We start from the raw sequence: 19,348 nt of genomic DNA, 5'->3' as shown, positions 1-19,348 counted from the left end.
GCAATCTGGCCGATTCCCGCCCAAACAAAGAAAAAAGCCCCGAATCTTACGATTCGAGGCTCGAAATTTACGGGAATTGCGGTCTACTGCCCTCTTAGGACTGGGCACTGACCAGCTCTTTTTCTTCCTGCTTCAGGCAGCGACCGATCTGACGGACCGCCTGACGCAAGCGTTCTTCGTTTTCGACCATCGCCATGCGGACGTAACCTTCGCCGCACGGGCCAAAGCCGCTACCGGGGCTGACGGCGACGTCACCCTTTTCCAGCAGCATCATGGCGAAATCCATGGTATTCATCCGCTGCATCCAGACGTCCGGAATCTTCGCCCAGACGAACATTCCAGCTTTTGGCGGCGTCACGCCCCAGCCGAGTCGCGTCAGGCCGTCGACCAGCACGTCGCGGCGGCTCTCGTAAATGCGGCTCTGTTCTTCGACCGCGGCGTCCCCTTCGCGGAGAGCAACGATCGCGGCGATCTGGATCGCCTGGAACATGCCGTAATCGTAGTAACCCTTGATCGTGGCGAGACCTTTGATCATTTCGGCGTTGCCGGCACAGAAGCCGACGCGCCAGCCCGCCATGTTGTATCCCTTGCTCATCGTCGTGAATTCGACGCCGACCGACGACGCACCAGGCGCCGACAGGAAGCTGGGAGGCTTATAACCGTCAAAGGCGATATCGGCGTAGGCGAAGTCGCTAATCACCATGAATCCGTACCGCTTCGCCAGCTTCACCACTTCAACGAAGAACTCGGGCTCGACCGTCACGGTCGACGGGTTGTGGGGATAGCAGATGATCAGCAGCTTCGGTTTCGGATAAAGGTGTTCGCATGTGTAAGCGATATTTTGGAGAAACTTCTCGCTATCGCCCACTTCGAGCGCGATGACGTTCCCGGAAGCCAAGGCGACGGCATAGGTGTGCACCGGGAAATAGGGCGCCGGCACAATCGCGGTGTCGCCAGGGCCCATCATCGCCAGGCACATGTGCGAGAAACCTTCCTTCGAGCCAAGGCAGGCGATAATTTCCGACTCAGGGTCCAGGCGTACGCCGTATTTTTTCAGGTACTTGCCGGCGACTTCACGGCGCAAGTTGCGAATGCCGTTCGACTTGCTGTAGCCATGGTTCCGCTCGTCCCGGACCGCTTCGCACATCTTTTCCATGACGAATTCTTGCGGCGGATCGGACGGGTTCCCCATCCCCAGGTCGATGACGTCATGTCCGGCGACCCGCTTTTCGTACAACAAGGCGTTGATGCGGCCGAACATGTAAGGGGGCAGGCGGTAAACGCGCTGCGCATATTCGACTTTAAAGGGGGTCTCGCCACCGATGGGGTGGCCGGATTCGGAGCTCATGGACCTAAACCTGATAAACGCCGCATAGCGGCAAATGCGTAAATGGAAATCGGCCGCGGAAACGTTAATTCTAAGAATCGGCAACCTAGTAGGAAAGGACGACTTGAGCGGAGGATACCCTGCGTAAACCTCAGGTTCGGCCTCGACCTACAAAAAGAAGCCCCGACGCTGGTCGGGGCTTCCAAGATTTGCAGAACTTCTGGAGAAGTTTCGGCATTAACGAGTCGGTTGCTGTCGGGCGGCAGCTTCCAACTTTTTACCCATCTGGGTGGTGTTGGCCAGGAAGTTGTCGATCTGGGCTTCTTCCCGCAGTTCGTCGAACGCCTTGGCCATTTCCAGGCGAATCTTCTTCTCGTGGATGTCCTTCACCAGTTCGTCGCGGACGACGTTGATGTCGGTGATGGTCGGCTTGGTCCGGCCCAAGGCCTTCAAGATCAGCGACTGACGGCCGATGTTGACGATGCTCGATAGCTCGCCCGGCTGCAGACGGAAGGCTTCTTCTTCCAGCTTCGGCTGACCGCCGTTGCGGCGAATCGGCGGAACCTGGCCATCGTTGTTCTTCGAGACCGGCTCGATCGAGTACTGACGGGCCAGTTCGCCGAAGAACTGTTCGCTCGGGTTTTTGCGGGCCATATCCCACACTTCCTGAGCGCGACGCTGGTTGTCGAGCACGATCGCCAAAACCTGGACGCGTTCGCCATAGTTGGCTTCAAAGCCCTTTTGGACGTCCTCTTCGGTGACTTGGATCTTCTCGGCGACCAGCTTTTTCAGGGCGACGGTCGGCCAGACGGCGTCACGAACGTAGACCTCGACGGAGATGTTCTGCTCCTTGGTCACTTCCTCAAGCCAGGCTTCAAAGTCGGGCGAACCATCCTTCTTCAGGAAGCCGTACGAGTCAGCGGCACGGCTGATTTCGTCATTCAGGTCCTGCTCGGTAACGTCCAGGTTACGCGACTTCAGGGCCTGCTGCAGGACGCGGCGATTGATTTCGCCATCCAGCACTTCGACGCCGTGACGCGTGATGCATTCTTCTTCCAGATCCTTCTGCATGATCGGCAGACCGTTGAGGGTCGCAATCACATCCGGATTCGGCTGGCCGGTCGGATCTTCCATGAAGTTTTGGATCTTGGCGACCTTTTGCAACTCTTCGTAAACGTCGCCGGCCGACGAACGGAGCTTGTGCTCACGAATCGCTTCGACCATGCGTTGGGCGATTTCCGGCTGCTTGGCGGCGTCGACTTCGGTCGGCGGCAAGTGCGATTCGCACTTGAAGATCAGGTACTGACCCGCGGTAAAGAGAACCTGCGAGACTTCCCCTTCTTTCAAGGCGAAGACCAGGTCTTCGACTTCCGGGGTGCCCATGTGCTTGCTGATCGGCGGAATCAAACCGCGAGCGGCGGCGCTGTTCGGATCTTCCGAGAAATCCTTCGCCATGTCGGCGAAACCTTCCGGATTGGCGGCCGCTTTGGCACGTAGTTCTTCGGCCAAGGCGCGATCGCTGACCGAGATCATGCGGCACTTCACCTTCGGGCCGAATTGCGATTCCCAGGCTTCGTTCAGCTCATCCTGGGTCACTTCCAAACGATTGGCGGCCAAGCGACGCAGGGCCATCGTCGGCCAGACGATGTCATTGCGGTACTGAGCCGGCGTGACGTTCCGTTCGTCCTTTAGCAGGCTGAACCACTTGTCGACCGACAGGCCGAACTTTTTGGCGGTGTTTTCGATTTCGGCGTCGATTTCAGTCGACGTAATCGTGATGTTGCGCTTTTGGCATTCATCCGCGATCAGGCGTTTGTTGATGACGCTTTCCAGAACGGTTTCGCCAAAGCGACGAGCCGCTTCGCGTCCCAGTTCATCGCGGGTAATCGGTTCGCGATTGACGACGGCGACAGTTTTGATCGCCGGAGCGGCGGCCGGTGCGGCCTGGCCAGCTTGCGGCTGCTGGGCGACGGCATTGTTTTCGCCTCCCAGATTGCGAACGGCGATCACGCCGACAGCGACCAGAACGAAGCCGCCCGCAATAATGGCCCAGGTTGCTCGATGGGCGTTTCGAAACGTAGTCACACTCGCCTCCTTGCTTCTGTGAAAATCGATCGATTTTTTCTAAAGTTTGCGTCCATGCGGGTCGATCCCTAACAAGTTAGGGCGCGGGAATATAGATCTCATTGCGAATCAGGTCAAGATTGATTCGCGTAGCGCAACAAAAAGGACGGCGCGATCACTCACGCCGTCCCAATTATTTTCTTACTGCTGCTAGCACAGCTGCTATTTGCGAATCGCGGCGCCGATCTCAGCCGGTCGATCGGTGATGATGCCGTCGACGCCGAGGTCAACCAACTCTTTCGCCTGCTTCGGATCGTTGACCGTGTAGACAAACAGCTTCTTGCCGTGCTTGTGAACCATCGCGGCGGCCGCCTTATCAACGAACTTGTAGTTCCACGCGATCACGTCGACCTTGTCGACGATCGGGGCGATCCGCTCGGCCGTTAGTTTGTCGCTACCGAGGGCGGCGATCGCCAGCGTCGGTTCCAGTTCGCGGCAACGAGCGACGAAGTCCCAATTGAACGACTGGACAACCAGCTTTTCGGTCCAGTCTCGTTCTTTGAGCAGTTTGACCAGCGAGTCGGCGTCACCTTGCTTATGTTCGATCAGGGTGACGCTGCCGTTTTGGATCGTCTCAATCGCTTGATCGAGGGTCGGAACCTTCACGCCGGCGAACTTGGCGTCAAACCAGCTTCCCGCGTCCAACGCTGCGACATCCGACCAATTCTTGGCGGCGATCTCCGTCTTCTTCTCATTCCATAACTTGTTGGCGTCGGTCGTCCGGTCGTACGTTTTGTCGTGGATGCAAAACGCAACCTTGTCTGAGCTCAGGTAATAGTCGAGCTCGACCAGATCCGCCTTTTGATCAATCGCCAATTGGAACGAAGGCAACGTATTCTCGGGAGCGAACGCACAAGCGCCACGATGCCCGATCACGAGCGGTTCTTTCGTTTCGAGGATCCGATTCACTCTGGCGTCTCCCGCCGAAACCTGGGAATGAAAACCAAAACCGGCGGCAAACGCCACTGCGGCGAGAATCAAGGAAAACAAAGGACGCTGGAAACGAAGCATCGGGTCGATCTCATCTTGAGGTCACGTAAACGAAAAAAGGTCGCCAGCACCCGAGTGAGCGCCGCGACCTTGGCGAACCGCCATATTTTACGTGGGAAGTTAGCCTTCCATCACTTCGTTTTCGCGGGTCTTGGCCAATTCCGTCACTTTTTCTTCAAACTTTTTTGTGAGTTCCTGAATTTCGTTCTTGATATCGTCCCGGATGTCTTCGCCGATCTCCTTGTTCTTCTCGGCGGTCTCGGCCGACTTGTTGCAGTCGCGGCGGACGTTGCGGATCGAAACCTTCGCTTCTTCCGAGAGCTCTTTAATACGAGCGACCAGCTTCTTGCGAACTTCGGTCGACAACGCAGGGACGTTCAAGCGAATCACGCGACCGTCGCTTTGCGGCGCCATCCCCAAGTCGCTGGCGACAATCGCCTTCTCGATGTCTTTGATCGCCCCGGTGTCGTAAGGACGGATCAGCAACTGAGTCGGTTCCGGAACGCTGACCGAAGCGATCTGCTTGATCGGTTGCAGCGAACCGTAAACTTCGACCCGCAGCGAATCGACCAGGCCCGGGTTGGCGCGGCCGGTGCGAATGCCGGAGAGATTGTTCTTCAGATGCTCGATCGCTTTCTCCATGCGATCTTCCGCTTCCGTCGTAATGTTGTCAGCGCTCATGGCTCGGTCCCACGATTGAATTTGAGGTGTCCAGCAGACTAGAACGACGCCCTGCGTCGTGAATAATCTTCATAAGGCTACCTTACTTTAGCCCGGAAGAAAATATGCGGCTCCGTTAGAGTTGTCCTAACAGGAAATTCGCCGCTATTGACGGGAGCAGGGCAAATTGGATAAGCCCAATAAGTTCGCTGCTGACTCCCGTGCGTTAAATCAAGCGAACGCTAGTTCACCGGTTGCAGTTCCGGCGAGATCAACGTGCCGACATGTTCCCCCATGACAGCTCGCTGAATGTTCCCGTCGATACGATAGTTGAACACCAAGATCGGCATTCCATGTTCGCGGCAATGGGTAATCGCGGTCGAGTCCATTACCCGTAGGTTTTGCGCCTGAACCGTGGCGAAGTCCAAGTTGCGATAGAAGATTGCGTGCGGGTTCTTTTCGGGGTCGTCGCTATAAACCCCGTCGACTCGCGTCGCTTTCATCAGAATATCGGCTTCCAATTCGAGCGCTCGCTGAGCGGCCGCGGTATCAGTCGTGACGAACGGGCTACCGGTTCCGGCAGCCAGAATCACGATGCGGCCCTTTTCGAGGTGACGCTTCGCGCGGCGGCGAATGTAGGGTTCCGCGACGCCGTCCATCCGAATCGCGGTCGTCAGACGCGTTTCGCAACCGAGCGATTCCAGCGCGTCCTGCAGTGCCAGACCGTTGATGACAGTGGCCAACATCCCCATATAGTGGGCGGTCGCCTCCTGGATCATGGCGCTTTCGTTCTTGAATTGTCCGCCGCGGAGAATGTTTCCGCCGCCGATCACCACCGCGATTTGGCAGCCGAGCTGCGACGCCTGGTGGATTTGCCGCGAGATATGGACCACTTCATCCATGGCAATCCCGCGTTCGCCGTGGTGGGAAAAGCTTTCTCCGGATAGTTTGAGAACGATACGGGAAAACTGCGGCGAAAGAGCATCCGGTTGGGTCATGCGGCGAACCTTGGCAAAATAAAGGGGAGAAGCCGAATTCGTCGGTGGAATTCTACCGGAAACGTAGTGCGCCGCACAGTCGATGCGCCCGGATTGATGGATGGAAGTCGGACAAGAACGAAAAAAGCCCTGCTACGTCGAGCAGGGCTTTTCAATTTTCTTTATCGCGGACTACGCCGAAAGGACTAGCCTTCGGCCGAAGCGTCTTCGCCCAGGCTCCAGTGGATGAAGCGTTTGATGGTCATTCCCTTGCTCTTGGCATAGCCGCCGACCGATTGCTTATCATCCTTCACAAACGGCTGTTCGAGCAGAACCGATTCGGCGTAGAAGTTACGGAGACGACCTTCGACCATCTTTTCGATGATCTTTTCGGGCTTGCCTTCGTTACGAGCCGCTTCGGTCAGAATCGAACGTTCGTTTTCGACCACTTTCGGATCGAGTTCTTCAACCGTCAGAGCCGAGGGACGCATCGCAGCGATGTGCATCGAAATGTCTTTGGCGGTTTCGTTGTCCCCACCTTCGACTTCGATCAGCACGCCAGCGACAGTGGTGCTGTTGTGGCTGTAACCGCCGGCAGCGCCGTCGATGCGGATCATGCGACCGACATTGAAGACTTCGCGAACGCGGTTGAACAGGTCGTCACGAACTTCGCCCAGGGTCTGGCCCGGCTTGATCGTCGACGGTTGAGCCAACAGATCTTCGGCGGTCGCAGCGCCCGGCCCTTCGGCCAGCACTTTCGCCATGTCGTCAGCCAGGGCGATGAAGTCGTCGAGCTGGACCACCGAGGCGCTTTCGCACTTCAGTTCGACCATCGCACCGACGCCCTTGGCGACGTCCGCATAAACGCCAAAGCGGCCGAATTCGGTCACGCGATCTTGGCGTTTGCTGGCGATCGCGGCGCCGTTTTCACGCAGCCAGCGGATCGCGCCGTCTTCGTCGCCGCCTGCTTCGGTCAGCGCCTTTTTGCATTCCATCATGGGAAGTCCGGTCTTTTCGCGGAGTGATTTCACCGCAGCCGCCGAAATTCCTGCCATATCAGATTCTCCGAGATTTAGTCGTCGTCAGAATTGAATTTCACGTAATAGGGAAGGAGTAAGCTTACTCGCTTCCCTTGAATCTTTGATCAGCGCGAGGATCGACTCCGCAATTACGAAGCGGGAACCGCGTCTTTGCCCTTCATCGCGACGTTGTGCTTGCCGTCGATCACCGCGTCCGCCAGGTGTTTGGCGAACAGTTCGATCGAGCGGATACCGTCGTCGTTGCCCGGCACCGGCAGATCGATTTCGTCCGGATCGCAGTCGGTATCGGTCAGGGCCACAGTCGTGATGCCCAGCGATTGGGCTTCGCGGATCGCGTTGCGTTCTTTCTTCGGATCGACGATCACCAGCGTTTCCGGCAGGCGATTCATCGTGCGCAAACCGTTGAGGTTGCGGTACATTTTGCGGTGTTCGCGGGCGAGCGACGACTGCATCTTCTTCGAGTACTTGTGCAGTTCGTCCCCTTCCAGGATCGATTCGAGCTCTTCCAAGCGGGTCAGACGGCTACGAATGGTGCGGAAGTTGGTCAGCGTACCGCCGAGCCAACGTTCGTTGATGAACGGCATGCCGCAGCGTTCGGCTTCACGTTCGATCGCGGCGCCGGCTTGACGCTTGGTGCCGACGAACAGGACCAGCGAGCCGCCTTCAGAGACCTGGGTCAGGTACTTCTTGGCACGCAGCAGGCCGCGGATCGTTTCGCGGACGTCGATGATGTGGATCTGGTTCTTTTTGGCGTAGATGTACGGCGCCATCTTCGGGTTCCACCGGCTGGTGCGGTGACCATAGTGGATGCCCGATTCGACCAGTTCTTTAATTACGGAGTTCGCACTTCCGTCAGAAGACATAGAGGCTTTCCTTAAAAATGGGACCGCCAGGAAACGATGCGAATCAACTGAGCGATGCCGGCGCCTACTAATGCCGGAGAAGCGATGACCCGCGAAGGTTCAGCCTCTGCGAAGCGATACTCTTATCTCTCAGGCCGCAGATCTGTCCGATAAGTCGACAGTTCCTGACCGATCCGCCTCACTTCGCCAGCAGCGGATCGACAGCTTGAAAGACGTTTCCCACATGTTCCGGCTTCGGGCCGTCGGCCCTCTTCCCGGTGATTATGCTCCCCTGCGGCTTGCAGGGGACGAAAACAAGCGGCTGATCCTACCAAAGAGGGCGAAAATCGTCAACCGGCGCCCCTGACATGCAGTGGACGAGCAGGACCAGAGCCCTATAATGACGCGATGGCTATGTTATGGCCGAGGGGGCCAACTATTACTTTTAATTATAGAAAGTCGATTTCGTGGCCGAGAAAGTCGTCATCATTGGAAGTGGGCCTGCCGGGTGGACAGCGGCGATTTACGCCGCCCGAGCGGAAATTCAACCTCTCGTCTTTGAAGGGGCGCCGCTCCAGGAACATTTTGACGTTGGTCGCGGGCCGCTCGGTCAGCTGGCGATGACGACCGAAGTCGAGAATTTCCCGGGCTTTCCGTCCGGCGACCTGAGCGCATACCTCGATAACGCCATCGAACCGGAACTCCGCCAGTACATGGCCCCCCACATGAAACATGGCGTCAGCGGTCCGGAGCTGATGGAGCTGATGCGCCAGCAGGCGAAGAACTTTGGCACCCGGATCATCGGCGACGACATCGTCGAAGTCGACTTTGACGTTCGCCCGTTCCGCCTGACGACGCGCGAAGGGGACACGATCGAGGCACACTCGGTGATCGTCGCGACCGGCGCCCGGGCGAATTACCTCGGCCTGCCGTCGGAAGCGAAGTTCAAAAACCGCGGCGTCAGCGCTTGTGCGGTCTGCGATGGCGCGTTGCCGCGATTCCGCGGTCAGCCCTGCATCGTCGTTGGCGGCGGCGACTCGGCGGTGGAAGAAGCTGATTACATGGCCAAATTCGCGTCGAAGGTCTATCTGGTCCACCGCCGCGATGAGCTGCGAGCCTCGAAGATCATGGCCGAACGAGCGGAGAAAAACCCGAAAATCGAGATCGTCTGGAACTCGGTCGTCGAGGAAGTCCTGGGCGATGACGAGAACGGCGTGACCGGCGCTCGCCTGAAGAACGTGGTCGAAGATTCGTCGAAGGTCTACGACGCGACCGGCTTCTTCCTCGGTATCGGCCACACGCCGAACACCGACTTCCTGGAAGGGAAGCTGGAAATGAACGACAAGAATTACCTCAAATGGACGGTTCCGTTCCGGACCAACACCAGCGTCGAAGGGGTCTTCGCTGCAGGGGACGTCGCCGACGACAACTATCGCCAAGCGGTCACCGCCGCGGGTAGCGGTTGTATGGCGGCTCTCGACGCCGAGCGCTATCTGGCCGCGCAAGGTCACCACTAAACCGTAAACTCTCGCAGAAAAATGTAGCGCCTTCGCTGGAAGGCGCTACAAGCGGGATTCAATGCGGTTTACACTAGACCCTCCTCACGATCTTCTCCGTCACCACGAGTTCCGCCCCAAACCCATGTCCGAATCGAACGCTCCCGCTCCGTCGTCGCCCCAGGGTAAACACGCTCAGACAGACCGAGAAATCTTGCAGGAAGCTCACGAAAAGGGGACGATGGCGACGCTGTTCGCGTTCGTTCGCCTTTCGGGTCCAGGCTGGCTGCAAAGCGCGATCACGCTCGGCGGCGGATCGCTCGCTGGCGCTCTCTATCTCGGCTCGCTCGGCGGCGTCAACATGCTCTGGTTGCAGTTGATGGCGATCATCATGGGGGTCGTGATGCTCTCGGCGATCAGCTACGTCACCCTCTCGACCGGCAAAAAGCCGTTCGGCGAAATCAATGATCACATCAACCCAGCGCTCGGTTGGGGCTGGGTAATCGCGACCTGCCTGGCGAACATGATTTTCATCATGCCGCAGTTCTCGCTCTGCTATGACGCGCTCGATAAGAACCTGCTCCCGGATCTAATTGACGGCAGCGTTACCTCGAAATGGGTCGTGTCGATCATATTGTTGCTGGCCGGCGGCTTCGTCGTGCTGCTCAATACGCGCGGCGGAACCGGCGCGAAGATCTTTGACGTCCTGCTGAAGCTGTTGGTTGGGATGGTTGTGATCTGCTTCTTCGGGGTCGTTGCGTTGATGGCGTACCAAGGGGTGCTCAACTGGGGCGAGATCTTCGCGGGGTTCATTCCGGACCTCAGCCAACTTAGCTCACCGACTGGCAACCTAGCGTTGCTTGTTGACCAGGCGAGCGACGCCCATCGCGAGTTCTTCCGCAACCGCATCGTGAAAGACCAAAGCGCGGTGATGATCGGCGCCGCGGCGACGGCGGTCGGCATCAACATGACCTTCTTGCTTCCCTACTCGATGTTGGCTCGCGGTTGGGATCGCCCGTTCCGCGGATTGGCCCGCTTCGACTTGTCGACCGGCATGGCGATTCCCTACATCATCGTGACCAGCTGCGTGGTGATCGCGTCGGGCGCTCGCTTCAACGGCAGCAACTACAACGATCCGAAGGTCGATCCTTACTGGCTGAGCAGCGATCCGGCGGAAGTCGCCAAGTCGCCGATCATCAGCGGCGCCACGGCAGTGATCACTCCTTTGCTGAAGGAAACCTACGCCGACAAATATGCCGAAATCGCCGCGAACGACGCCGATCAGACTCCGCTCGAGATAGCGGACGAACAAAAGAAGCTGACCGCTTCGCTGGCGCCGGAGTATCTGACGACCCTGAATGAGTCGGAGCGACTGATCGTCGCGTCGCTGGTGCAGCGTAACGCCGATCAGCTGTCCGAGGCGCTCGCGCCGCTGCTGGGCAAGCAGACCGCTCGCCTGATCTTCGGCCTCGGCGTCTTCGGCATGGGTTTCTCGACGATCATCATTCTGATGCTGATCAACGGCTATGCGTTTACCGAAATGCTGGGCGCCAAAGCAGGCGGGGCTCCGCACGTCATCGGCTGCGTCGTCGCCGGTTTGGCTGGGGCTTCGTGGGTGATCGCGTGGACCGGCGAAGCGAAGATCTGGCTGGCGATCGTCGCGTCGAGCTTCGCGATCCTGCTGCTGCCGATCGCCTACACGACCTTCTTCCTGATGATGAACAGCAAGCGGATTCTGGGGAACCAGAAGCCGACCGGGATCTCCATGGTCATTTGGAACGTACTGATGTTCGTGTCGGTCGTCGGCGCTTTCTGCGCTGCCGGACAATCGCTGTGGGGCAAATGGACCGACAAGAATCCGGCCAGCGCTCTGGCCACCAATGTGGTGATGGGCTTGGCGGTCGCCTACATCCTGGCGGTCGCCATTGGATTTTTCCTCCGCAAACCGGAGGAAGCTACCTCCGACGCTGCGGAATAGAAAAATCACCAGAAGGAACTAACTCCAGGGCGGCGCTCGCTTTCGGCGAGCGGCCGCCCTTTTTGCTTTCGAACCTGCTCGGCTAGAATACGGTCTTCGCACCGCAGACACGGAAGGTTCGTCATGCAAAAAATCTCGGTTCGCACCGCTCTCTCGGCCGATCAGGTCGGCAATCAGGTCACGCTCGAAGGTTGGGTTCGCACGCGTCGCGACAGCAAGGCCGGCTTCAGTTTCATCGAACTGAACGATGGCAGTTGCATGGGGAACATCCAGGTCGTCGCCGACGGCAAGCTCGACAACTATGAGTCGGAAGTGAAGAAGCTCTCCCCTGGTTGCAGCCTGCGTGTCGTCGGCGAGATCGTCGCGTCGCAAGGGAAAGGGCAAACGACCGAAGTCCAAGCGAGCGAAATCCACGTCTACGGTTGGGCCGACGTCGAGACCTATCCGCTGCAAAAGAAGCGGCACACGATGGAGAAGCTGCGCGAATGGGCTCACCTGCGTCCGCGCACCAACACGTTTGGCGCCGTCTTCCGCGTGCGGAATTGCGTCTCGCGTTCGATCCACAACTTTTTCCAGGAACGGGGCTTCCTCTACGTTCACACGCCGATCATCACCGCGTCGGACTGCGAAGGCGCCGGCGAGATGTTCAAAGTGACGACGCTCGACCTGGAAGCGCCGCCGAAGACCGGCGGCAAAGTCGACTACACGCAAGACTTCTTCGAGCGGCCGTCGTTCCTGACTGTAAGCGGTCAGCTGGAAGGTGAAATCTTTGCGACCGCGCTGGGGAACATCTACACCTTCGGCCCGACCTTCCGTGCGGAGAACTCCAACACGTCGCGGCACCTGGCCGAGTTCTGGATGGTCGAGCCGGAAATGGCGTTCGTCGACCTGGAAGGAAACATGCAGGTCGCCGAAGACTTCATTAAGCGAATCATCTCCGACGTGTTGCGCGACTGCGGCGACGACCTGCAGTTCTTCAACGATCGGATCGACGACACGGTACTGTCAACGCTTACTTCGATGGCCGACAGCGAGTTCCTGCGGGTCAGCTATACCGACGCGATCGACATCCTGCTAAAGAGCGGGCAGAAGTTCGACTACAAGGTCGAGTGGGGAACCGACCTGCAATCGGAGCACGAACGCTTCTTGACCGAAGTCCACTTCAAACAGCCGGTCATCCTGCACGATTATCCCCGCACAATTAAACCGTTCTACATGCGTTGCAATGAAGACGGCAAAACGGTGCGAGCGATGGACGTATTGGCCCCCAAAGTGGGCGAAATCATCGGCGGCAGCCAGCGCGAGGAACGATTAGACGTGCTGGAAGGACGAATGCAGGAGCAAGGACTCAATCCAGCCGATTATTGGTGGTATCTGGAACTGCGGAAATACGGCACGATCCCCCACTCCGGCTTTGGACTAGGGCTCGAGCGCATCCTACAGTTCATTACCGGCATGGGTAACATCCGCGATGTGATCCCCTTCCCGCGTACGCCGGGAAGCGCCGAGTTTTAGAAGCGCCACCCAATATCGGTTCGGAGGATTCGCTTGATGACGATTCGCACGAATATCACGCTCGTAGCGATTGCGCTGCTCTGCGTCATGGCCAGCCAGGCCCAAGCGGAAGATCTGAAGAAGTTGCTCGAGCGTTTCAAGAAGGACGAGATCGTCCTGCTCGACGTGCGCGAAGAAGTGGAATGGAAGAAGGGACATCTGGAAGGGGCCGTTCTGGCGCCCTTCTCGAAGATCGCCTTCGATCCCGAATGCAAAAAGATCATCGCCGCCCTGCCGGAAGGGAAAGACGTCTACACCTACAGCAACGCTGGCAAGCGAGCCTACTTCGCGGCGAATTATCTCTCAGAACGAAACGGCCAACCGGCGACCGCGCTAAAAGTGACGATGCAAGCGATGATCTCCGCCGGCTTCGAAGAAGCCGACCTGCGTCCGAAAGGTTTTCTGGAGCAGGTCAAAGAGCAAGAAGCGAAAGATCTGGGCAAGAAATAGCGTCAGCTCTTTTGTCTCTACTAGCCCGCAGCGCAAGCAAGGGAAAGTGCCTGCAACCTAGATACACGCTCAAGCCAGCCGCCCATCGCCCGCCGCATTCCCTTGCTTGCGCTGCGGGCTAGTGTCGAAGTTTTCTCACCGGCCGAGCTGCACGAAGAACGCCAGCCATGGCAAGAGGCCGATGATCAGCATCCCGCGGACAATCGCTTTGGGCGGGGCCGTCCGACTTTGCTGCAATACGATCGGTATCAGCAGTATGCTGATCGTACCGGTCACCATGGCGACCATCAGCAGCAGCATCGCGATCGATTCGAGCCGCATCGACGGCTCTCCGCTGGCCCAGACGTAGCTGAGTACCGCAAGATTCGCGACCTCGGCCAGCAGCGTGGTGACGCCGCATAGCATCCAGAAGATGGTCATCGAATCGGCGGCCGGAAGCTCTTGGCTCTCGCCGGGGCGTTGGGTGTGGGTCTTAGCCTTGCGCGCAGTCTTCGACTTTTTGCTCATAGAGAACGCCTTCAGAGATGAGGTGTGGTGTCGACGCTTCTACGTTCTATCGTACCCATCGCCAACGGCCGAGGGCAAAAGAAAAACCCCGCCAATCGCTGACGGGGCTCTTCATGATTCGTTCTGCTACTAACGCGGTATCGATTAGTAGTACGAGTGGACGATCAGGTCGCCGCAGTGGGTGAAGACCATCCGGATATGGAAGCCGCAACACCATTCGTATTCGACAACCTTACGGCCGAAGATCCCATCGTGGGCGCAAACTTTTGGAGCGTCGGTGCAGCAGGCCGGGACGCAAACCGGAACTTCAAACGCACAATCGGTGCACGGCTTTTCCACCACCAGGACCATCTTCACCGGCGGCTCGCAGCTGCAGCAGCAGACCTTGGAAAAAAGACGATGGTGATCGCGATAGGTGATGCAGGGGGGCTCGCAGCACGAGACCGGCTCCGGAGCACAGCACGACGGTTCGGTCGAAGCGGCTTTGGCCGTACCAAAGGTTGCGACCAGCGAGAGCAAAACGGCGGGAATCAACAAAGTGCGGATCATGGGAAGGCTCCTTCGATGCGGCGAAACGATCAATTGCTGTCTGACCTAAACCTAACATCCGTTCGCCGGTTTGAAAAAAGGTCTTTATCGATTTTAACGATCGCGGGGAATGTTTTGAATATGCCGATTGGGTCCCGTCGCCTGGAAAAAGTAAACATTCAAGATCTTGATTCTTTGCCTGCCGGGAGATTTCGACCTACTTTTCAGTTGGCGAAGGTCGCACCCGGCCGCTCGCCCCCTTTTCCTTATCAGATATGGATGCGCTTCGCCGCTTCCACTGCTTTTCATACGCAGGCTCGCATCGAATGCGAGCAAACGAAACGAACACGCCTGGGTGGGAAGAAGAATCGCCGTGACTGCCAATCCAGAACAGTTGCTCCAGGTAGGTTACCCGGCCCTGGAAGAGGCGCTCGAGATGCTCAAGGCTCACAATCAGGGCCTCGAGCAATTCGTAGAAGAACTCGTTGCGGAACTGGGTCGTCTCTCGACCGAGTTCGAACGTCGCTCGCAAGAAGCCTCGCAAACCGCCGCACTACAAGCGGTTGACGCGGAATCCGCCGCACAATCTTCGGCGGAACTCGCCCAACTGCAGCAAACCATTCAAGAACGCGAACAGCGTTTGGCCGCCGCCGAAACCGAACTCGCCGTAGCACGCGCCGAAGTCGAACAGTGGAAGTCGCAAAGCGGCGTCGCCGAGTCAAGCCAGACGCTTCTCGCCGAGATGCAGCGACGAAACGCCGAACTTGAACAACAGCTGCGTCAGTCGCTTCAAGCGCAACGCGACCTGGAAGAGAGCCGCGGCGAGATCTCGCATCTGAAACAACAACTGGCCGCCGTCAAAATTGAACTGCTCGACGCGCAGCAACACTTTGACCGGGGCGAAAGCTACGGCGAAGCGCATGGCGACGATGAGTTCGTCGAACTTGAAGACGAACTTGCTCGCGTCCGTAGCCGCGCCGCCGAGCTAACCGCGACCGTCGATCGGCAGCAACGCGAAATCGCCGCGGAGCGCGCGGAGTGGTCGACCGAATTGAAATCGATGCGCACGATGCTCGAACGCCAGTCAGGCGCTATCGCGACGCGTCCGGTCGCAGTGGACGAATCGCTTTCGTCCACGTCGGTCGGCACCAACACCGTGGTCCGCGAATCGACTCAGTCGCGTCCAATGGGCGCCGATAACGTCGTCGACTCGGTGATGGCGCAATTCGCCAAACTTCAACGAGACATCAATCGACGTCGAACGGGCGGGCAAAATCGGTAAGCGAACTATTCGCTCAGGGGCGCAATCAATTTAGTTGCAGGAACGAATCCCATGCTCTTCTTCAAACAACACTGGATGACGTTGACGATCGGCGTCGCCCTCGGCGCGCTCGGTATCGCCTGGCTGGCGGGATTCTGGCAAGTCGTTCTTGGAGTCGTCGCCGTCGCCGCGGTAGCCGCGATCTTGCGCCGCGTCCTTCGCAGTCGCCGCCAGGCGGAAGCTGCGTCGGTAAGCGTAGCGCGCCCCCAAAGACCGAAAACTCGTACCGAGCCAGAGCCTACCGATACGGACGCTCTGGCTCGCTTGATGTTGGAACAAGGGCGATACGCGTTGCTGCTCCGTCCGCAAATCGCCGCGAATCTTCCCGCCAAATTGCTCGATCAGGCCCGTCAGGCGTTCGACGACCTAATGACGATCGTCCCGGAAGGGGACGTGCTGGTCGGTCGGGCCAAAGGGGACGAAGAACAGACGCAGAGTTACAGCGGCAACCTGGTCCGAGTCGAAGCGGTTTATCTTGATCGCTATCAAGTGACCAACGAGGAATTCCAGGAGTTCGTCAACGCCGGCGGCTACGAACAAATGCCGCTGTGGGATCCGGAAATCTGGCCGGCCGTGCTCGACTTCGTCGATCAGTCGGGGCTGCCAGGTCCGCGTTACTGGCGAAACGGAAAGTTTATCGAAGGGGAAGATCGCCATCCGGTGGTCGGCGTCTGCTGGTACGAAGCGGCCGCTTACGCTCGCTGGGTCGGCAAGCGACTCCCGTCGGATCCGGAATGGATCAAGGCCGGAGCCTGGCCGGTACCGTTGCCTGGCGCCGAACCAATTCAACGTCGATTTCCTTGGGGCGAATCGATGGATCAAGGTCGGGCAAACCTGTGGGGCAGCGGTCCGGAGCATGTCGTTCCCGTCGAACAGTACGGACCAGGGGCAAGCGTCGGCGGTTGTCATCAACTGATCGGCAACGTCTGGGAGTGGACCTCCAGTCGCTTCGGCGCCTGGCGAGCGCCCAGCAATCAACTGGTGATGGATAGTGCGATGCGCAGCCTTCGCGGCGGCGCCTTCGACACCTATTTCGATCATCAAGCTTCGTGCGACTATCAAAGCGGCGATAAGGCGATCGCTCGCAAGCACAACATCGGGTTCCGCTGTGCGGTCAGCTTTTGCGACATCTTGTCGGACGACGAGTCGTTCGATCCGGCAGAAAACGAAGTAGAACTAGAAGCCGCCGCTGCGGCTGGTGGGGAGAATTAATCCAATGGTACGCAAAGCTCTCGTAGCGATGGAATCGTATCGCTTAGCGCAATACGCAGTTCCGATTTCGTGTTACATCTGCGGCGGCGACAACAACTACGACGTCGAACTCTGTCGGCACTGCTCGGCGCCGATGGCCTTGTCGCATCAAGCGAATACCCAGGGGATTGAGCCCGGCATGATCGCCGTGCTCGGCACCGCGGCGGCCGGTAAAACGGTCTACCTCGGCATGTTGCTCGACATGCTGACTCGCCGAAACAATCGCGTGCAAGTTCTCGCCCGCGGCGCGTTTTCGATTACCCTTCAGCAGCGAACGATGGCGGCGCTCGCCGCGTCGGCGTTCCCTGACAAGACGCCGAACGAACCGGATCGTTGGAATTGGGTTCACTGTCAGGCAAAGCTGCCTAGCCACAAACGCCCGATCGAACTGATCATGCCTGACATGGCGGGGGAAGCGATCCTGGAAGAAGTCGACCATCCTCACTCGTACCCGGCAATTAATTCTTTCCTGAAAAAGTGCGCCGGCGTTTTGCTGTTGGTCGACACCGAACGCATTGAAGATGGTTCGCAGGAACAGAACTACTTCATGATGAAGTTGATCACCTACCTCAGCGAACAGTCGCAAAAGAAGAAACGAGGCAAGTGCACGCGCCCGATGGCGATCGTCTTCTCCAAAGCGGATCAGTGCGACCCCTGCTTCGCCAATCCCGATCGGTATGCGCGGGATCGGACTCCGAATCTCTGGCAGCAAATCGGCGAACGCTTTTCGACGGTCGGCTTTTTCGCTTCGAGCGTGACCGGCGCCTGTTCGCAGCGTCTCGATCATGGCAGCAAGATCAACGTGCCGCTGCGGATCGAGCCGCGTGGGATCGTCGAGCCATTCGAGTGGCTGATCCGCAAAGTTTAAGACCTGTTCCTTGATTCCGCTCCTCTGATTTTCCTGCTAGGTCTTGCCCTTTTATGGCCGTTACAATTCAACAAGCGATTTTCACCTCGGCGCAAACGTCGCGTCTGGACGGCTACCAGTTGGTGGCCGCCAGCAATGGAGTCACCCCCGAAGACTCCCGCGAACTCGCCGCCTGGTGCCCGGCCCACGACGCGATGCTTCGCGACGACTTGGCCGCTTACAGCGTCAACTTTCATCCGGTCAGCGCAACGCGTTATTGCGTCTCGCGGACTATCAACGGACAAACCGAGTACAGCGGCCGCGGCGGTCGCCAGGTCTACACCCATTGCCTGTTGATTGATGCGCCGCAGTTCGCTCAGTTCGCGAACAATCCGTTTCACCTGCTTGCCGCGGCGACAGTCGACGCCAATCTCAGTTGGCGAAGTTCGCTGCCGTCGGAACTGAAAGAGATCAAGTTGGTCCCTGCCGGCAAGCCGGTCGATCTGGCGCTCTTCAAACAGTCGCAGACGTCGCGGATCCCGTACCTGATGACCGCTTGGTTTCAGGAAGCGCTTGACAAGCCGCGGCTGGCGCTAACGGGCTACGGCGGCGACGAAAGTCTCTTCGCCCAGTTCTTCAACCTGACGCCGGTCAACTTGCGGCCCCTTTTCTCCTTCTCCACTGGGCTCCGCTATTCGCCGCGGCGTCCATTCCGTTTCCTGGGATTGGAAGGAAACCATGAAGAGCAACGCCGCGCCGTTCGCGGCGAAGGACTCGCGTTGCTCGACCTTGCCAATCCGCCGATGAACGGCGATCGTTTGCGCAACGCGTGGGCGACTTGGATCCTGGTGGCCCTGCGGACCAACTTGCCTGCGTCGGCGGTCAAATTGCTCAGCCAGGCCGATCCCGATCTCGACATATCGCAGCTTGATCCGCTCGGCCAAAAGTTGCGTTTGCAGCTTCTTTCGATGGAAGAAGACGAAACGCAAATCGCCGCCGAAATGGAGCGAGAAGAGGTCGATGAACCGGCGATGGCCGCTACCGCCAATCCCCCGACGACCGATGGAGTGCGGAAGATCGTCCGAAGTCACGCGCCCCATCCCGCCCATTCGCGAGCGACCAGTTCAGCACGACTCGTGCAAATCGCCGGTCCCTTGCCTTCGTCCCAGATCGAGGGGATCTCGCTGCAAGAACAGCAGCGACTAGCGCAACTCGACGAACTGGTCGCAGGGGCACTGACCGGCAGCATCGAGTCTCTGGCCCAACTGCAAAACGTCTGGCCGGAGATCGCCAGCCAACTTCCCCCGTCGCTCCGTAGCGACGTGCAGGAGCGATACCTCGCGTACGCGGTGATCGCTTGGAAGAAGCTGAACGACCGCCGCGTCAATCGCAACCCGCAAACGGCAGCGAGCTTGCTCGATGTGCTGTCGTTGATCTTTTCGTCGGCGCCGTAGCG

The 19,348-nt window shown here is 58.4% G+C and carries 17 protein-coding genes; 8 read left to right on the top strand and 9 right to left on the bottom strand.

Translation table 11 applies throughout. The annotated features are described in order from the left end of the window. Positions 1-94 precede the first annotated feature (94 nt). The 7 genes from LOC68_RS00540 to rpsB all read right to left on the bottom strand — a co-directional run bounded on the left by LOC68_RS00540 (position 95) and on the right by rpsB (position 7,981). Positions 95-1,348 (bottom strand): aminotransferase class I/II-fold pyridoxal phosphate-dependent enzyme, encoded by a 1,254-nt coding sequence (locus LOC68_RS00540; protein WP_230214327.1) that lies wholly within the window; start codon positions 1,346-1,348, stop codon positions 95-97. A gap of 216 nt (positions 1,349-1,564) precedes the next feature. Next, on the bottom strand, positions 1,565-3,412 hold the full coding sequence (locus LOC68_RS28465) for a peptidylprolyl isomerase (protein WP_230214325.1): 1,848 nt from the start codon (positions 3,410-3,412) through the stop codon (positions 1,565-1,567). Positions 3,413-3,613: 201 nt separating this feature from the next. Next, entirely contained in the window at positions 3,614-4,360 is a 747-nt protein-coding gene (locus tag LOC68_RS00530; protein ID WP_230214323.1) for a glycerophosphodiester phosphodiesterase, read from the bottom strand. 201 nt (positions 4,361-4,561) lie between these two features. Then, positions 4,562-5,122, bottom strand: a complete 561-nt coding sequence (gene frr, locus LOC68_RS00525) for a ribosome recycling factor (protein ID WP_230214316.1) — start codon at positions 5,120-5,122, stop codon at positions 4,562-4,564. A 221-nt stretch (positions 5,123-5,343) separates the two neighbouring features. Continuing rightward, the gene (pyrH, locus tag LOC68_RS00520) at positions 5,344-6,099 is read right to left on the bottom strand and encodes a UMP kinase (RefSeq protein ID WP_230214314.1); all 756 of its coding nucleotides are present in this window, start codon (positions 6,097-6,099) and stop codon (positions 5,344-5,346) included. 185 nt (positions 6,100-6,284) lie between these two features. Further along, the gene (tsf, locus tag LOC68_RS00515; protein ID WP_230214312.1) at positions 6,285-7,133 is read right to left on the bottom strand and encodes a translation elongation factor Ts; all 849 of its coding nucleotides are present in this window, start codon (positions 7,131-7,133) and stop codon (positions 6,285-6,287) included. A 113-nt stretch (positions 7,134-7,246) separates the two neighbouring features. Beyond that, on the bottom strand, positions 7,247-7,981 hold the full coding sequence (rpsB, locus tag LOC68_RS00510; RefSeq protein WP_230214307.1) for a 30S ribosomal protein S2: 735 nt from the start codon (positions 7,979-7,981) through the stop codon (positions 7,247-7,249). Positions 7,982-8,427: 446 nt separating this feature from the next. On the opposite strand from rpsB, the gene LOC68_RS00505 reads away from it, so the two are divergent. The 4 genes from LOC68_RS00505 to LOC68_RS00490 all read left to right on the top strand — a co-directional run bounded on the left by LOC68_RS00505 (position 8,428) and on the right by LOC68_RS00490 (position 13,438). Then, positions 8,428-9,477, top strand: coding sequence for an NAD(P)/FAD-dependent oxidoreductase (locus tag LOC68_RS00505; RefSeq protein WP_230214306.1), 1,050 nt, complete (start codon positions 8,428-8,430; stop codon positions 9,475-9,477). A 124-nt stretch (positions 9,478-9,601) separates the two neighbouring features. Beyond that, positions 9,602-11,434, top strand: a complete 1,833-nt coding sequence (locus LOC68_RS00500; RefSeq protein WP_390623315.1) for a divalent metal cation transporter — start codon at positions 9,602-9,604, stop codon at positions 11,432-11,434. A 123-nt stretch (positions 11,435-11,557) separates the two neighbouring features. Then, positions 11,558-12,949, top strand: a complete 1,392-nt coding sequence (asnS, locus tag LOC68_RS00495; RefSeq protein ID WP_230214304.1) for an asparagine--tRNA ligase — start codon at positions 11,558-11,560, stop codon at positions 12,947-12,949. 36 nt (positions 12,950-12,985) lie between these two features. Then, positions 12,986-13,438 (top strand): rhodanese-like domain-containing protein, encoded by a 453-nt coding sequence (locus LOC68_RS00490; RefSeq protein WP_230214303.1) that lies wholly within the window; start codon positions 12,986-12,988, stop codon positions 13,436-13,438. Between the two features lie 135 nt (positions 13,439-13,573). Here LOC68_RS00490 and LOC68_RS00485 read toward each other — a convergent pair whose 3' ends face one another. After that, positions 13,574-13,945, bottom strand: a complete 372-nt coding sequence (locus LOC68_RS00485; RefSeq protein WP_230214298.1) for a hypothetical protein — start codon at positions 13,943-13,945, stop codon at positions 13,574-13,576. Between the two features lie 144 nt (positions 13,946-14,089). Then, entirely contained in the window at positions 14,090-14,494 is a 405-nt protein-coding gene (locus LOC68_RS00480; protein ID WP_230214296.1) for a hypothetical protein, read from the bottom strand. 352 nt (positions 14,495-14,846) lie between these two features. Here LOC68_RS00480 and LOC68_RS00475 point away from each other — a divergent pair, with 352 nt between their 5' ends. The 4 genes from LOC68_RS00475 to LOC68_RS00460 are packed head-to-tail and all read left to right on the top strand — an operon-like array spanning position 14,847 to position 19,346. Next, a complete protein-coding gene (locus LOC68_RS00475; protein ID WP_230214294.1) occupies positions 14,847-15,755 on the top strand; it encodes a hypothetical protein in 909 nt (302 codons plus the stop codon). A 51-nt stretch (positions 15,756-15,806) separates the two neighbouring features. Next, entirely contained in the window at positions 15,807-17,006 is a 1,200-nt protein-coding gene (locus LOC68_RS00470) for a formylglycine-generating enzyme family protein (RefSeq protein ID WP_230214292.1), read from the top strand. 4 nt (positions 17,007-17,010) lie between these two features. Next, a complete protein-coding gene (locus LOC68_RS00465) occupies positions 17,011-17,913 on the top strand; it encodes a TRAFAC clade GTPase domain-containing protein (protein ID WP_230214289.1) in 903 nt (300 codons plus the stop codon). Between the two features lie 53 nt (positions 17,914-17,966). Continuing rightward, positions 17,967-19,346: a GAP1-N2 domain-containing protein gene (locus LOC68_RS00460; protein WP_230214287.1), complete on the top strand. Its 1,380-nt coding sequence runs from the start codon at positions 17,967-17,969 to the stop codon at positions 19,344-19,346. The last annotated feature ends 2 nt before the right edge of the window (positions 19,347-19,348 follow it).

Origin of the sequence: Blastopirellula sediminis (assembly GCF_020966755.1) — a bacterium.
In the GTDB taxonomy this organism is placed as follows: Bacteria; Planctomycetota; Planctomycetia; order Pirellulales; family Pirellulaceae; genus Blastopirellula; species Blastopirellula sediminis.
Note: the sequence above shows the minus strand (reverse complement) of the source record. Positions and strands in the feature narration are given on the sequence as shown.